The organism is Thalassotalea algicola (assembly GCF_012932965.1).
In the GTDB taxonomy this organism is placed as follows: Bacteria; Pseudomonadota; Gammaproteobacteria; order Enterobacterales; family Alteromonadaceae; genus Thalassotalea_F; species Thalassotalea_F algicola.
Window position 1 is genome coordinate 82,813 of record NZ_JABBXH010000004.1, and the last position, 14,055, is coordinate 96,867.

The 14,055-nt window shown below is 37.2% G+C and carries 14 protein-coding genes; 5 read left to right on the top strand and 9 right to left on the bottom strand.

Annotation, left to right across the window (positions count from 1 at the left end; translation table 11 throughout):
- Positions 1-31: 31 nt before the first annotated feature.
- Positions 32-1,804 (bottom strand): anaerobic ribonucleoside-triphosphate reductase, encoded by a 1,773-nt coding sequence (gene nrdD, locus HII17_RS12400; RefSeq protein WP_169075703.1) that lies wholly within the window; start codon positions 1,802-1,804, stop codon positions 32-34.
- Positions 1,805-1,827: 23 nt separating this feature from the next.
- Complete coding sequence (nrdG, locus tag HII17_RS12405; RefSeq protein ID WP_169075704.1) at positions 1,828-2,280, bottom strand: anaerobic ribonucleoside-triphosphate reductase activating protein; 453 nt, start codon at positions 2,278-2,280, stop codon at positions 1,828-1,830.
- Positions 2,281-2,658: 378 nt separating this feature from the next.
- On the opposite strand from nrdG, the gene HII17_RS12410 reads away from it, so the two are divergent.
- On the top strand, positions 2,659-3,072 hold the full coding sequence (locus HII17_RS12410) for a type II toxin-antitoxin system HicB family antitoxin (protein WP_169075705.1): 414 nt from the start codon (positions 2,659-2,661) through the stop codon (positions 3,070-3,072).
- A gap of 84 nt (positions 3,073-3,156) precedes the next feature.
- Here HII17_RS12410 and bioD read toward each other — a convergent pair whose 3' ends face one another.
- The 4 genes from bioD to bioB are packed head-to-tail and all read right to left on the bottom strand — an operon-like array spanning position 3,157 to position 6,790.
- Complete coding sequence (gene bioD / locus HII17_RS12415; RefSeq protein ID WP_169075706.1) at positions 3,157-3,816, bottom strand: dethiobiotin synthase; 660 nt, start codon at positions 3,814-3,816, stop codon at positions 3,157-3,159.
- Positions 3,809-4,594, bottom strand: coding sequence for a malonyl-ACP O-methyltransferase BioC (bioC, locus tag HII17_RS12420; RefSeq protein ID WP_169075707.1), 786 nt, complete (start codon positions 4,592-4,594; stop codon positions 3,809-3,811). The genes bioD and bioC overlap by 8 nt, the downstream gene beginning before the upstream one ends.
- Positions 4,595-5,731, bottom strand: coding sequence for an aminotransferase class I/II-fold pyridoxal phosphate-dependent enzyme (locus HII17_RS12425; protein ID WP_169075708.1), 1,137 nt, complete (start codon positions 5,729-5,731; stop codon positions 4,595-4,597).
- A 6-nt stretch (positions 5,732-5,737) separates the two neighbouring features.
- Positions 5,738-6,790, bottom strand: coding sequence for a biotin synthase BioB (gene bioB, locus HII17_RS12430; protein ID WP_169075709.1), 1,053 nt, complete (start codon positions 6,788-6,790; stop codon positions 5,738-5,740).
- A gap of 99 nt (positions 6,791-6,889) precedes the next feature.
- On the opposite strand from bioB, the gene bioA reads away from it, so the two are divergent.
- Positions 6,890-8,191 carry an adenosylmethionine--8-amino-7-oxononanoate transaminase gene (gene bioA / locus HII17_RS12435; protein ID WP_169075710.1) on the top strand — a complete coding sequence of 434 codons (1,302 nt, stop codon included), beginning with the start codon at positions 6,890-6,892 and terminating at the stop codon, positions 8,189-8,191.
- 1 nt (position 8,192) lies between these two features.
- Here the strand turns inward: bioA and HII17_RS12440 are convergent, their stop codons facing one another.
- Positions 8,193-8,573: a hypothetical protein gene (locus tag HII17_RS12440; RefSeq protein WP_169075711.1), complete on the bottom strand. Its 381-nt coding sequence runs from the start codon at positions 8,571-8,573 to the stop codon at positions 8,193-8,195.
- Positions 8,574-8,705: 132 nt separating this feature from the next.
- On the opposite strand from HII17_RS12440, the gene asnS reads away from it, so the two are divergent.
- Both asnS and HII17_RS12450 read left to right on the top strand, forming a co-directional pair.
- Positions 8,706-10,106 (top strand): asparagine--tRNA ligase, encoded by a 1,401-nt coding sequence (gene asnS, locus HII17_RS12445; protein WP_169075712.1) that lies wholly within the window; start codon positions 8,706-8,708, stop codon positions 10,104-10,106.
- Between the two features lie 146 nt (positions 10,107-10,252).
- On the top strand, positions 10,253-10,645 hold the full coding sequence (locus tag HII17_RS12450; protein WP_169075713.1) for a hypothetical protein: 393 nt from the start codon (positions 10,253-10,255) through the stop codon (positions 10,643-10,645).
- A gap of 24 nt (positions 10,646-10,669) precedes the next feature.
- Here HII17_RS12450 and HII17_RS12455 read toward each other — a convergent pair whose 3' ends face one another.
- Complete coding sequence (locus HII17_RS12455) at positions 10,670-11,230, bottom strand: nitroreductase family protein (protein WP_211185355.1); 561 nt, start codon at positions 11,228-11,230, stop codon at positions 10,670-10,672.
- 61 nt (positions 11,231-11,291) lie between these two features.
- Positions 11,292-11,987 (bottom strand): HvfX family Cu-binding RiPP maturation protein, encoded by a 696-nt coding sequence (locus HII17_RS12460; RefSeq protein WP_169075714.1) that lies wholly within the window; start codon positions 11,985-11,987, stop codon positions 11,292-11,294.
- A gap of 163 nt (positions 11,988-12,150) precedes the next feature.
- On the opposite strand from HII17_RS12460, the gene sppA reads away from it, so the two are divergent.
- Positions 12,151-14,016, top strand: coding sequence for a signal peptide peptidase SppA (gene sppA, locus HII17_RS12465; protein WP_169075715.1), 1,866 nt, complete (start codon positions 12,151-12,153; stop codon positions 14,014-14,016).
- Positions 14,017-14,055: the final 39 nt, after the last annotated feature.

Here is a 14,055-nt window from a genome sequence, read left to right on the forward strand (position 1 = left end):
CACAATATCTAGTGATAGCGTTTATTGTAAGTTATACGTGATAGTATCGACGGTCGTGTTCTTCTCTTCTTCCCTTGCTAAATGCAGACACGCGTTTCAAATAACCTATTACTCGGGTGCCATGATCTACGTTAGTTGAATGGCATTTACTACATTCATTCAAAGTTCGTTTATCAATATATTCACATTCATTACATATGGTAATTTTTACATTAATGCAAAAATAGTTACATCCTGTTTTGGCTGCTATGTTTAGTAAATTTAACGCATTTTGTTGTGTTAGTTTTTGTTCCAAATTTAAATGTAGAGCAGAGCCCCCATCTAAATACTGTGTAAACTGTTGGCCATGCAATACGAACTTATCGATATGATTTATATCTGTATTTTCGACAGGATAAAAATAAGAGTTATAACAATCTCTAGGTACAGATAGGCCAGACTCCCTATCCCACTTCGCATTTTTTACTCCTAAGTTTTCAGCGGGTACAAATTCTGTGTTGAACATATAGCCATAAGTTTGCTTCGCTTTACGGTTAGCATCGTAAATTTGCTTTAACTGGACATCGATAAATGCTTGATATTCTGCGTTATTACCCACGGCTATACCCAAATACTCCGCCGCTTCTACCATACCGTTAATACCAATAGTTAAAAACTGTTTGTCTAAGTTTATAAAACCAGCATCGTAGACAGGTAGCATTCCCTGAGCCAAGTATTCTTCAACTATCTTTCTATAGGCTACTTGGTACTTATGAACCTTATCTACTTCATCACTAATTTTTTTACCTTGCTGAATTAACCGATTTACATTTAGTGTAATGACGTTAATTGACCCTGTTGCTATGCCTCCAGCGCCAAGTGTATAAGAAAACGTATTGTCACTAATTTCATTACGTAATCGACAACAAGAAGCTAAAGAATCAGCACTATTTGATTGGTAGACAAAGAATGAATTACCTTCACTGATTTCTTTTGCGCAAAGTGTTGCAAACTCGGTATCTTTTACTAATTCATTCTCAGTTAACATAGCAGCAGTAACGACAGGGAATGTAAGAATGCTTTTTTCACGTTCCGCGTTAAACCATTGCATAAAATAAGCTTGTAACTTTTTAATGCTCTGCCATTTTGGTTTAGTGAAATCTGGAAAAACAAACTCACCAAATAAAGAGTCAAAATAATGCTGGTCATAAAGTGAAATATTCCAAAAAACACTTTGATAGCCGCGAGCTGCGGCAGGCTGGTTTAATGCGTAAACAACATGTTGAAGATGATTATCAATTTCCCCCTGATGATGGTCTAGATATTCATCACCAAATTCACGGCGAGCAAAATAGTCGAAATAAGTTAAAAACTCGACAGTTGCAATAGCGCCTGCAAATTGCGCACTGATTGCAAAAACCAGGTTAACAAAACTGCCACAAAATGAGGATAAATGTTGAGGAGCCTTTGATTCACCGCCTAGTTTTGTTAAGCCGTCTAATAGGAAAGGATATAACGAAATAGACGCACAATAAGGCTTTAAACTGGTTTCATCATGAACGTATATTTCATGCGTTTCAATTTGTCTATTATACTCTGCTGCAAGTTCTTCAGAAAATAACTCTGTAATTTTCTCAGAAATTTGTGCCCTATTAACTTGAATGAAAAAGTCTTTCATTAACTCAGCTTCTAATGTAGCGATATTTTTTTGCGTAACATTGGCATTAGCATCCATTTTGGAGCCATCTGCAGCATTATTTGCGTGTAAATAATGGTCGATAAAGTTAATCTTTTGTTTTAATTGTATAGGCGTAAGAGAAGACATTTTAGTACTCCGTATTTTTATTATTAGTGGTTGTAAAATCTATGGTTTAGTTTTTTACCAGTAGATACTTCAATAAATTGTTGATTCGATTTAGGGTCGGCTAATCCCCCGCGCTCTTCTAGCCAAGGACCCGTTTTTACAAAATCTAAATGTTGCAAAATACGTTTAGGTAGCTTGTTTAACCCTGTATATAGGCAAGTCTTGAGTTGGTATTGCTTAGCAATTATTAACTTTTTAATGAGTAATTCACTTTGCCATTCACCACCGAAAAACAATACACAAGAAATAAAACCTGAATATTGCTCTATGTAATGACTAAATCGCTCACAAGTTAAGGGTAAACCTCTATCTCGTTGCCAAGTATCTTGGCTATGACAGCCTGAGCATCTGAGTGGGCAACCTGAAATAACAAAAGCCAGTGTTACCTCATCAGGAACTTCTTCAAAAACAACATGTGGTGGAAAATGATTAAACATAACACTATATCTTGTGTCTCAGTTTTTATTTAAGCACAAGATATAGTATTTGCGTACCACATAAAATACCCCTTTGTGGATACTCAATTTTAGTTAATCAGAAGAAAAACCTTTTTAATTAATACAACCCTGGCAACTCTAAATGCTAAATAACTTTTGCTTATTAATAACGTCGTACTTTTCCTAAATTAACTGACTTACAACTTATGTAATTACTTACTTTCCTTTAGGTGGGGTTGCCAGGGTTATCTTTATTGTGTATTACGGAGTTGTCGGGGTTACTTTAAGTTTTGGTTTTGGGGTTGCCAGGGTTATTAAACTGTCGACAAAGAGAGTTGCCAGGGTTATTATTCCTATATGGAAAATAGGAGAAATTAGATGTACTACCCCGTTAAATTTATTGGAACTAACGTAAACGGTTACAAGATTGAAATACCAGACTTGCCAGGTTGCACAGTTCAAAGTGAATCTATTGAAAATGGTTTTATTGAAATTAAAGAAGCGATTGCTTCCCATTTAATGATTTTGGCTGAGTATGGAGAAGCAATACCTAGCCCTCGAACGGTCGATGAGATGCGAAATAATCTTGAAGTGCCTAGTGAAGAAACGATGTGGGCGTTAATTGAAATTGACATTACTCCCTACTTAGGAAAAAGCCATAAAATTAACGTAACGTTACCTGAACTATTAATTAAGCAAATTGATGATCGGGTTGGAAAAAGTGAACGCTACAAATCTCGATCAGGTTTTATAGCTACAGCTTGTGTAAATGAGTTATCGAAGGAAACTTAAGAGAGCAATAAAAAAAACGGCTACCAGTCGTTCTTTTCTATTAATAAGTCACCTTGTTTTCAATCCTGAATACTTTTTATTAATTTAGGGTAAATTTATATATTCTGTCGCTTGGTGATAACCTTCTATTTTAGGAATAACGCCCAAGCAAGGCACCGGTATAAGGCTTGATAACTCGGCAATATTTTCTTTAGCGAATGGCATTGGTTCAATACAATTGCCGATCCAACCAACGCAAGTCAAACCATCTGATATTATTGATTCATAAGTTAACAACGCGTGATTTAGACAGCCGAGCTTTAAATTAATAACTAGGATTATTTGCTGTTTGGTTTGTATAGCAAAGTCTGATAAAAATTTAGAATTTCCTAGTGGTAGTCGCCAGCCTCCAGCGCCTTCTGTAATAATTACATCAGGTGATAACTTAATTATTTCATTGTAACTGTTTGTTAGGTCGTCTAATGATATATCTACATTAAGCTGTTGTGCTGCAATATGAGGGGCTATTGGCTCTTTAAATGCGATTGGATTAACGCTATTGAGTGATTGCTGACAATTAGCTAGTGACATTAATATTTTTGCATCATCATTTACGAGCTGTCCATTAATTAATTGGCAACCCGCTGATACAGGTTTAAAGCATGCCACTTTATTTGTTTGTGAGAGTTTGAATGTTAACGCAGATGAAATTAGTGTTTTTCCTGCATCAGTATCGGTTGCAGTAATAAATATTCGTTTAGTCATTTAGTTTTATAGCTATTCCAGAAAGTACGCGATAAGTAGCAGGATAAATACCAGAAGGTTCAACAAAGTCCGTGTAGGCCTGTGTCATTTTTTGCCATTTATCTTTGCCTGCTAGGCCTCTGTTTTTCTTTTCTGCTACATGGTTTGCGCCTAGCCCCTTGAGCTCTCGTGCCAAGTGCATAACATTTTCATATTCTAATATGACGTCTTGAACTTGGTGTTCTACTAACTCTGACTGACCTTTATTAAACGTAGCAATTACTTCAGGTTCCGTTTTAAAGTCGATAACGTGTTTATCATCATCTACTTGAGCCCAAGCTGACTTTAATTCACTCAAGGTTTGATCAAGTAATGTAGTAAAAACAAAATGTCCTCCAGGTTTTAACACTCGGAAAATTTCTTCAATTGCTTGATCTAATGGATGACACCATTGAATGACCAGGTTTGAATAGATCAAATCAACACTATTATCTTTAAAAGGCAATTTATATGCATCGCCAGCAACTAAATTAGTAATGCCTTTTCGGTTACGGCGCGTGAAATTAAGCATCTCGTTTGAAATATCGACACCGATCACACGTTCATAACTAGTAGCGAGTACCTCTGTAAAAAAACCCGTGCCACATCCTAGATCAATTACATTAAGATCATTTCTATTTGGTAACAACAACATTAAATGTTTACCAGTAAATCGCTGTAATCTTGCCGATATATCATAGGAGTGTATGGCTGAATCAAATGATTTTGCTATTTTTATTCTATTTTGTGTATTTGGCATTTAAACCAAAACCTCATTTAAACTTTCAGCTAAGTACTTGATATTACTTTCATTATGGTTAGCGCAAATCGTTACGCGTAACCTTGAAGTGCCATTTGGCACTGTCGGAGGTCGTATCGCTGTAACCCAAATTCCTTTTTCTCTTAATTTTTTACTTGCCGCTAGTGCCTTAGCTTCATCATTAACATTAATTGCGTGAATTGGAGACGTAGTGGGTAACAAATTAATGCTGTTGTCTAACTCGCTTTTAAACAAATGTTCAAGGTGAGTTAGATTTTCTCTACGCCAATGTTCACATTGTATTAACTCAATACTTTTTCTAGTTGCCCATGCTATGGCTGGTGACATAGCGGTTGAATAAATGTAGTGTCGAGCAAAGTTTATTAAATAATCGTAAATTTCATTGTTACACGCTACAAATGCACCACTTGTAGCAACTGCTTTACCAAATGTCGCCATTACAATGTCTATATCTGCTGCTGAGCTACCTTGCCCTAGGTCTCCTTTGATACCGAAACTATGCGCTTCATCTACATAAGAGCAGGCTTTATATTGCTTAGCAATCTCTGCAATTCTTTGTGTGTCTGTCTCATCTCCATCCATGCTAAATACAGATTCGGTGGCGATTAATATGTTTTTATCACTATTGCGAAGACATAAGTCTTCTAATTGCTGATAATTATTATGTAAATAACGTTTAGTTGTAGCTTCGCTAGCTAACGCACCATCAATAATAGACGCATGAGATAACTTATCTAATAATAATAGACTCTCTTTTTTCCCTAATGCTTGCATCAATGCATGGTTTGCGGAAAAGCCACTGGTAAACAATAGTACTTTTTCTTTATTTAGCCAGCTAGCGATTGTGTCTTCTAATGCTTGGTGAGCAAAATTGTATCCCGTTACTAAACTCGAAGCACTTGAGGACACCCCATATTTTTCAGCACCTTCAGCTAAGGCTTTAATAATTTGAGGATGGTTATTTAAACCTAAATAATCATTTGATGAAAAATTTAAATAAGCTTTACCAGCGACGACAATATTACTACCTGAAACACCCTCTATAGCAGTACATTTACGTAAACGGTGTTGTCTTTTTTGCTGTGCTAAGTGTTCTTTTACGAACGAGAAACTCATGCGACTTTAACCTGCGTTATAGAATAGATCTTCGTTTTCCTTTTCTATAATAGCTGCTTGTATTTGTTTTTCTTCTTGACCATCATCAACTAACGATTCAATAGTTTCAGTGTTAATACCTAATTTTTCAAATAATGCGATATCCGCATTAGTTTCTGGGTTTGCAGCAGTTAAAAGCTTGCAACCATAAAAGATCGAGTTTGCACCTGCTAAGAAACACATGGCCTGCATTTGTTCATTCATTGCTTCACGGCCAGCAGATAATCGAACATGGCTTTTAGGCATCATAATACGGGCAACTGCGATACATCTTATGAAGTCAAAATCGTCTAATTCTGCGACTTCAGCTAACGGTGTACCATCAATTTTTACTAACATATTAATTGGTACACTTTCTGGCTGCGGCGTAAGATTAGCTAATTGAGCCAACAATGATGCTCGATCATTTGCTTTTTCACCTAAACCAACAATGCCGCCACTACAAACTTTCATACCAGCTGAGCGAACATTATCCAATGTATCTAGCCTGTCTTGATAAGTGCGAGTAGTAATGATTTGGTTATAATGCTCGGGCGACGTATCTAAGTTGTGGTTATAATAATCTAGACCAGCTTCTTGCAAAGAATGCGCTTGTTCCTTTGATAACATTCCTAATGTCATACAAGTCTCTAAACCTAAAGCTTTTACACCTTTAACCATTTCTGTAACATAAGGCATATCTCGTTCTTTAGGGTTGCGCCATGCCGCTCCCATACAAAAGCGAGTAGAACCTTGAGCCTTAGCTTTTTGGGCTGCCTCTAAGACTTTTTCAACTTCCATTAAACGTTCTTTTTCGATATCTGTCTTATATCGTGCACTTTGAGAACAATATTTACAGTCTTCTGGGCATGCGCCGGTTTTAATTGATAATAACGTGCTAACTTGTACTTCATTAGCATTAAAGTGCTGGCGGTGCACTGTTTGGGCTTCAAACATTAAATCATTAAATGGTTTATTAAATAATGCGTTTACTTCTTCTAATGTCCAGTCGTGTCTAATATTTTCCAATGAAGATGTCATAAATTGCTCGTTGTTAATTCGTTGCAAGCGTAAAAAATTACAGGTAGTCTAGCCGCCAAAGATAAGATGTCAACGCAGACCACAACACTAAGTTTACATATGAGTAAAATTTATACAGACAAGTTGGCTTTTGATCGCCAACATATTTGGCATCCATATACGTCAATGACAAAACCACTGACCAGCTATAAAGTTCAATCAGCTAGTGGTGTATATATAAACCTTGATAACGGCAAACAGCTAGTTGATGGTATGTCTTCCTGGTGGGCAGTTATCCATGGTTACAACCACCCTCGCCTTAATCAAGCACTTAAGCATCAAGTCGACCAAGTCTCTCATGTTATGTTTGGCGGACTCACTCATGATCCTGCCATTGATTTGTGTGACAAACTCATTGAATTATCACCGGGTAATTTAGAAAAAGTATTTCTCGCTGACAGCGGATCTGTTTCAGTAGAAGTAGCGATTAAAATGTCGCTTCAGTATTGGCACAGTAAAAAGCAGCCAGCAAAAAATAAACTCCTTACCGTAAAAAATGGTTACCATGGCGACACATTCGCTGCAATGTCTGTTTGCGACCCTGTGAACGGTATGCACCAAATATTCAGTAGCACTATTAAACAACACTATTTCGCACCAGCACCTAAAACTCGCTTCAACGAACAGTGGCAAGAAAGTGATATAGAGCCCTTAAAGAAATTATTTGAAAATCACCATGAAGAAATCGCCGCATTTATTATTGAGCCAATCGTCCAAGGTGCAGGTGGTATGAGAATATACCATCCAGAATACTTAAAACAATGTAGAGTATTATGTGACCAATATAATGTGCTGATGATTATCGATGAAATTGCTACAGGCTTTGGCCGAACAGGCAAAATGTTTGGTTGTAACTGGGCAAATATAACACCAGATATTATGTGTGTTGGAAAAGCGCTTACCGGTGGTTACATGTCTTTGGCGGCGACTTTGACTACTAATGACGTTGCAGAAACGATCAGTAATGGCGATGCCGGTTGTTTTATGCATGGACCAACATTCATGGGTAACCCTTTAGCCTGTAGTGTTGCCAATGAAAGCCTTGCAATACTCATGGAAAATCGTTGGCCTGAACAAGTTGCATTAATAGAAGAAACATTAACAGAATTATTAATGCCGCTAAAAAAACATAAACGCGTCGCTGATGTTAGAATTATCGGTGCTATTGGTGTGATAGAAGCTAATCAGTCGGTTAGTATGGAATCAATTCAATCATTATTTGTTGAAAACAATGTATGGATAAGACCCTTTGGTAAACTAATTTATCTTATGCCACCATTTGTTATTGCCACTGAGCAGTTGTCTACGTTAACGAATGCTATCGAGTTAGCACTTAATGACGATGATTGTTTTATAAATTAGACTACCAGTACGCATTTATCGCTATATAAATTACCCACGTAACACAGATAACTAATAATAGGGATAAGTTGTAATATTTGTTATCTGTTGCTCGCCTAGTACGGAAATGACTAACAACAATACTAACAAAACTAAATATGGCAGTAAGCCAAAGCAAATAATAAAGATAGTCAGTTAACGGGGAAGTCCAATAGTCGCGTGTTTCAACACCTCTATAACGTGTTAAACCGAAGTCTTTTTCTGGTGCTGCATAAAATGACATGACTAACGCTAGAGTAAAAAAAGACCAACCAATTAACGACAGCCATTGAAAAAGTTGCACCCAAGAATCTTTCTGTTTTCTGCGCTCTGTACCTTGCCATTTTGCCATTAAATCAGTCATTTCCTTTATTTAGGCAAAAATAATGAATTAATTGCACCAAATCGTTAAGTTTTACTTGTGAAACACAATAGTCACGTTAACATAATACGCCCTAAAATTATGTATTCAATTGTTATAAAACGAGGTCATTAAATGTCAGTTATCGCTATTACTGATGTACTTGCAGGTAAATTCCCTGTAAACGAAGAGATCACTGTCCACGGCTGGATCCGCACTCGCCGAGATTCTAAAGCAGGCATCTCATTTTTAGCTATTCATGATGGGTCATGTTTTGATGCCATTCAAGCTGTTGTACCTAATGACCTTAATAATTACCAAGACGAAGTCTTAAAGTTAACAACTGGGGCTTCTGTTAAAGTAACCGGTCAACTAGTTGAGTCTCAAGGCCAAGGTCAAGCGTTTGAAATTCAAGCGACAGGAGTAGAAGTATTAGGTTATGTCGACGATCCTGACACTTATCCAATGGCAGCGAAGCGCCACAGTATAGAATTTTTAAGAGAGCAAGCTCATTTACGTCCTCGCACTAACTTAGGTGGAGCAGTAACACGAGTACGCAACTGTTTAGCGCAAGCAATTCACCGCTTTATGCACAATAAAGGCTATTTTTGGATTAGTACGCCAATTATTACTGCAAGTGATTGCGAAGGCGCGGGTGAAATGTTCCGTGTATCTACACTGGATATGGAAAACTTACCGCGTACGGATAAAGGCGAAGTAGACTACAACGAAGACTTTTTTGGAAAAGAAGCATTTTTAACAGTATCTGGTCAGCTAAACGTTGAAACCTACTGTAGTGCTATGTCGAAAGTATATACCTTTGGTCCTACATTCCGAGCAGAAAATTCAAACACTTCTCGTCATTTAGCAGAGTTTTGGATGTGTGAGCCTGAAATTGCCTTTGCTGATTTAGCTGATGCTGCAAACTTAGCAGAAGAAATGCTTAAATATGTATTAAAAGCTGTTTTAGAAGAACGTGCAGATGACATGGCATTCTTCCAGCAACGTGTAGATAAAACGGTTGTTGATCGTTTAAATAATGTGATTAACAATGAATTTGTTCGCTTAGATTATACAGATGCTATCGAAATCTTACTTAATTGTGGCAAGAAATTTGAAAACCCAGTTTCTTGGGGGATTGATTTAAATTCAGAGCACGAGCGTTATTTAGCAGAAGAGCACTTTAACGGTCCTGTTGTGCTACAAAATTACCCGAAAGACATTAAAGCTTTCTACATGCGCTTAAATGACGATAATAAAACTGTTGCTGCTATGGATGTTTTAGCTCCTGGCATTGGTGAAATTATTGGTGGTAGTCAGCGCGAAGAAAGACTAGACATCCTAGATGCTCGTTTAGAAGAAATGGACTTAGACCCAGAAGATTACAGTTGGTATCGAGACCTACGTCGTTACGGCACAGTACCTCACTCTGGTTTTGGTTTAGGATTTGAGCGTTTAGTGGCTTACGCTACTGGAGTTCAAAACATTAGAGACGTTATACCGTTCCCTCGTGCTCCAAAAACCGCTTCATTCTAAACGTTTCTTATTGATGTTCAAAAAGCCTGCGTAAAGCGGGCTTTTTTTTTACCGCTACTCTTTGAACAGCTGCTTTTTACTATACTACGAGCATAATAAAGTATTCTATAGTTAAGTATTCGCTACTTAATTACTCGAGTATAACAATGTCTGAAGTAAGGGAACTAAACATAGCAACGATTACTAATGAAAATAGAGATCACGTTGTCGAGTGGTTACGTGACCGAAGTGCATTTCATATTTGGTTTAGTTCTATAGTGACTGGTAGTTTTGTCGTCATTTCTGTATTTGGAAATAAACCAGGGTTCTCCACACCTAGTGGCGTCCTGCTTTCTATTTCCGTTGCGCTTCTAATTTTAAGCTTACTCGCCAATCTTGTTTGTGTTTGGTCAATACCAAGTTGGAAATATCGAGTTGCTACTGGTGAACTTAGAGAAGCTAAGACAATGCGGAATGAATTAGCCATAACTGCTTGGTGTGGTGTCTTGAGTTTTGTCGCTGCATTAACACTAGGGTTTATCGGTAGTATGCCGGCCTAGTTTAATAAAGCTTAGTCAATAATATTAACTTAAATATTGAGTGACTTGCTCGAATGACTTTCGATTTTTATCCGGCAACGACTTAGACTCAGTGCCAATATATAAAAAACCTACGATATCTTCTTCTGGATTTATATTCAGCCCTTGCTTAACAACATCACAATATGCCATATCACCTGTACGCCACATTCCATTGTATCCTAGCGCTACACAAGCCATTTGCATAACGTGGACAGCACAACCTGCAGTGATTAACTGTTCTTGCTTTGGCACTTTAGGGTGTTGTTGATATTGCGTAGATACGATTAACATCATCGGTGATCGATACGGCATTTTTTTAACCTTAGCTAATTTTACTTCGTCTTCTGCTCGTATAACGGCCGAGTTTACGTATATTTCGCTTAGTTTTTCTCTTGCTTGCTCATCTACCACTGTTATTTGAAAAGGCATTATAGCACCATGATCAGGTACGCTCATTGCAGCCTGTAAAATTGTTGATAATTCATCTTTATTTGGAGCTGGTGCCGTCAGGTTAGGATTGGATTGTCTATTAAGTAAAAAATCAATAGGTGATATTTGGTTCATAAGGCTTATTGCTAAGTGTTTTTTACATTTTACTTAAATTTAGCGAAATAAAAACCCGCTTTTAAAGCGGGTTATTTGTTTGCGTTAGGTATTTTTTCCGCAAAAAGTGGTCAATACTAGTAAAGCGACCAGCTCCGATAAAAAATAGTGCTAATAACATAATAAAATATGTGGTTGCGAACTCTATACCGTTATTGAGCACAACAATTGAACCGTTTTCATAAAGCCAATTAGTATTGCCATTTTCTTCAAGAATACTTTTCATTCTATTTAAACGGTCTGCCGTTTCGATTGAATTCTCGAGACTGTGCTGTGCTGAATCAACACCTAACCAAGAAACCATTTTTGCAGGACTAGTATCAGGATTGGTTGGCGTTATTGCAAACCAGCCATTTTCCAAATGAACAGACGTTGCAGCTATAAACATTGTGAACATTAAAGGAATAGAAACTAATCGAGTAAATAACCCTAATATTAATAACCAACCACCTAAGAATTCAGTCCAAGCAGCCAAGTTAGCTAAAAGCGTAGGAAAAGGAAGTCCTAGACCCCATTCAGCATTACCAAACCAATTAACTATATTAGGATCAACGGTTAGCGCTGCAATTCCTGTAATGTCAGGGTTACCTAATTGCAATTTAGAATAGCCAGCCATAATAAAAATAGGCGCTAAATAAAGCCTTATAAGTAAAGCAGGGATACCATTAAAGCAATCAATTGATTGGCTAAAACGTTGATAAGTAGCTTGTAAATTCATATTGCCTCGGAGTTGCAGTTTTATTATAGGAACTGGAATATAGTACTTTAATTTCATAAATGAATTATAAGGATAATAAATATTACAATTTTTACTACATTCAACGGCAATATTTCAGTAGCATTGACGGTTATTAATATAGAAGTAGTAATGGAAAAGCTTTATGACTAAACAGCCGGGTATTATTAGACGGTTCTTCAGTAGTTGCTGGGCATTAATTAATACAGCACGAAAAATACTGGTAAATTTGGTTTTCATTGTTGTTATTTTTGCGTTTATCGCAATTTTGACCCATGAAGAATCTCAAGTAAGTGTTCCTAATAATTCGGCATTACTGCTGGATTTAAACGGCGATATAGTTGAACAAAAAGTAGAAATAGATCCAATGGATGCCCTATTCAATGAGGCATTTTCTAAACAAGAAGAACGCCCTGAAGTCTTACTCAGCGATGTAATCGATGTTATTGATCACGCCAAAACTGATGATCGGATTGAATTAATCGTGCTTAAGCTTAATCAAGTTCGACGGGCTGGACTAACAAAACTTCAAGATATTGGCCGCGCACTAAGCGAATTTAAAGATTCGGGTAAACAAATCATTGCTGTAGGTGATGCCTATAGCCAAGAACAATACTATTTAGCGAGTTATGCCGACGAAATATGGTTAGATCCTAAAGGCTTTCTTTTACTAGATGGTTTTGGCCGTTATCAACTTTATTTTAAATCGGCTTTGGAAAAGTTATCTGTGACTCAACATGTGTTTAGGGTTGGTACTTATAAGTCTGCTGTAGAACCTTATATTCGTGATGATATGTCTGACGAAGCTAAAGCGGCAAATAAATTATGGCTAAATGACTTATGGGAAGAATATAAAGCTGACGTCGCTAAACAACGAGGTTTTGAGTTAACGAACTTTGACGAAGATACAAATACCTTAATCGAGAAGTTTACTTTAGCTAACGGCAGTTTTGCTGAATATGCAAAACAAAATGAGTGGGTAGATCAACTATTAACACGTAGTCAAATGTCTAAAGCACTGATTGAAAAAGTCGGCGAAAATAAACATGGCGATAGTTTTAATCAAATAAGCTACAAATCATATCGAAAAGCGATAAAGCCTCCCATTGAAAACGCCGAGTTTGAAGAAAACAAGGTTGCTATCGTTGTAGCAAAAGGCACCATCTTAAATGGTACGCAACCTCCTGGCACAATTGGTGGTGACAGCACCGCCAAGCTATTGAAAAAAGCACGACTGGATGCCAACGTTAAAGCGGTAGTATTACGAGTAGATAGCCCTGGTGGGAGTGCATACGCCTCTGAAATTATTCGCCAAGAAATAGAGTTAATCAAAAAATCAGGCAAACCAGTTGTCGCTTCTATGGGAAGCATGGCTGCATCTGGTGGCTATTGGATTTCTGCTCCTGCCGATAAAATTGTTGCATCCCCTACTACGATTACCGGCTCTATCGGTATCTTTGGCATGTTAATGACCCTTGAAAATACTTTGGGTAAGCTAGGCGTTTATACTGATGGGGTTGGTACGACTGAAATCTCCGGCTTTGGCGTAACACGACCATTATCTGAAGGTATGTCACAACTGTTTCAAATGAGTATTAATAGAGGTTATGAAGACTTTATTAGCTTAGTTGCGGAAAATAGAATGATGACACCTGAACAAGTTGATCAAGTTGCGCAAGGTCGCGTATGGTCAGGAAGTAAGGCAAAAGAGCTAGGCTTGGTTGATGAATTAGGCTCTTTAGAATACGCCGTTGAACTTGCAGCAAACTTAGCTGAAATTGAGAGTTATAAAAAAGTTATTATTGAGAAAAAACCAAGCGCCCAAGATATGTTTTGGCGAAATTTTTATGATTCAAGTGCCTCTTGGCTTATCAAACCTGCAGTAGAGAATCACACTGCAGGACCTGCTAGTTTATTAATAAAACGAATATTTAGAGAGTTTAAGCAATTTGATCAATTTAATGACCCTCAAGGAATTTATTCTTTTTGTTTGACTTGCGAGATAAATTAATCCTTAATGCCCCAAATAATTTGGGGCATTTTTTTAGGT

What these genes read in the sequence shown, in the direction of transcription:
- nrdD (WP_169075703.1), bottom strand. Translation starts at nt 1,804, where the DNA reads ATGTCTTCTCTTACGCCTATACAATTAAAACAAAAGATTAACTTTATC.
- nrdG (WP_169075704.1), bottom strand. Translation starts at nt 2,280, where the DNA reads ATGTTTAATCATTTTCCACCACATGTTGTTTTTGAAGAAGTTCCTGAT.
- HII17_RS12410 (WP_169075705.1), top strand. Translation starts at nt 2,659, where the DNA reads ATGTACTACCCCGTTAAATTTATTGGAACTAACGTAAACGGTTACAAG.
- bioD (WP_169075706.1), bottom strand. Translation starts at nt 3,816, where the DNA reads ATGACTAAACGAATATTTATTACTGCAACCGATACTGATGCAGGAAAA.
- bioC (WP_169075707.1), bottom strand. Translation starts at nt 4,594, where the DNA reads ATGCCAAATACACAAAATAGAATAAAAATAGCAAAATCATTTGATTCA.
- HII17_RS12425 (WP_169075708.1), bottom strand. Translation starts at nt 5,731, where the DNA reads ATGAGTTTCTCGTTCGTAAAAGAACACTTAGCACAGCAAAAAAGACAA.
- bioB (WP_169075709.1), bottom strand. Translation starts at nt 6,790, where the DNA reads ATGACATCTTCATTGGAAAATATTAGACACGACTGGACATTAGAAGAA.
- bioA (WP_169075710.1), top strand. Translation starts at nt 6,890, where the DNA reads ATGAGTAAAATTTATACAGACAAGTTGGCTTTTGATCGCCAACATATT.
- HII17_RS12440 (WP_169075711.1), bottom strand. Translation starts at nt 8,573, where the DNA reads ATGACTGATTTAATGGCAAAATGGCAAGGTACAGAGCGCAGAAAACAG.
- asnS (WP_169075712.1), top strand. Translation starts at nt 8,706, where the DNA reads ATGTCAGTTATCGCTATTACTGATGTACTTGCAGGTAAATTCCCTGTA.
- HII17_RS12450 (WP_169075713.1), top strand. Translation starts at nt 10,253, where the DNA reads ATGTCTGAAGTAAGGGAACTAAACATAGCAACGATTACTAATGAAAAT.
- HII17_RS12455 (WP_211185355.1), bottom strand. Translation starts at nt 11,230, where the DNA reads ATGAACCAAATATCACCTATTGATTTTTTACTTAATAGACAATCCAAT.
- HII17_RS12460 (WP_169075714.1), bottom strand. Translation starts at nt 11,987, where the DNA reads ATGAATTTACAAGCTACTTATCAACGTTTTAGCCAATCAATTGATTGC.
- sppA (WP_169075715.1), top strand. Translation starts at nt 12,151, where the DNA reads ATGACTAAACAGCCGGGTATTATTAGACGGTTCTTCAGTAGTTGCTGG.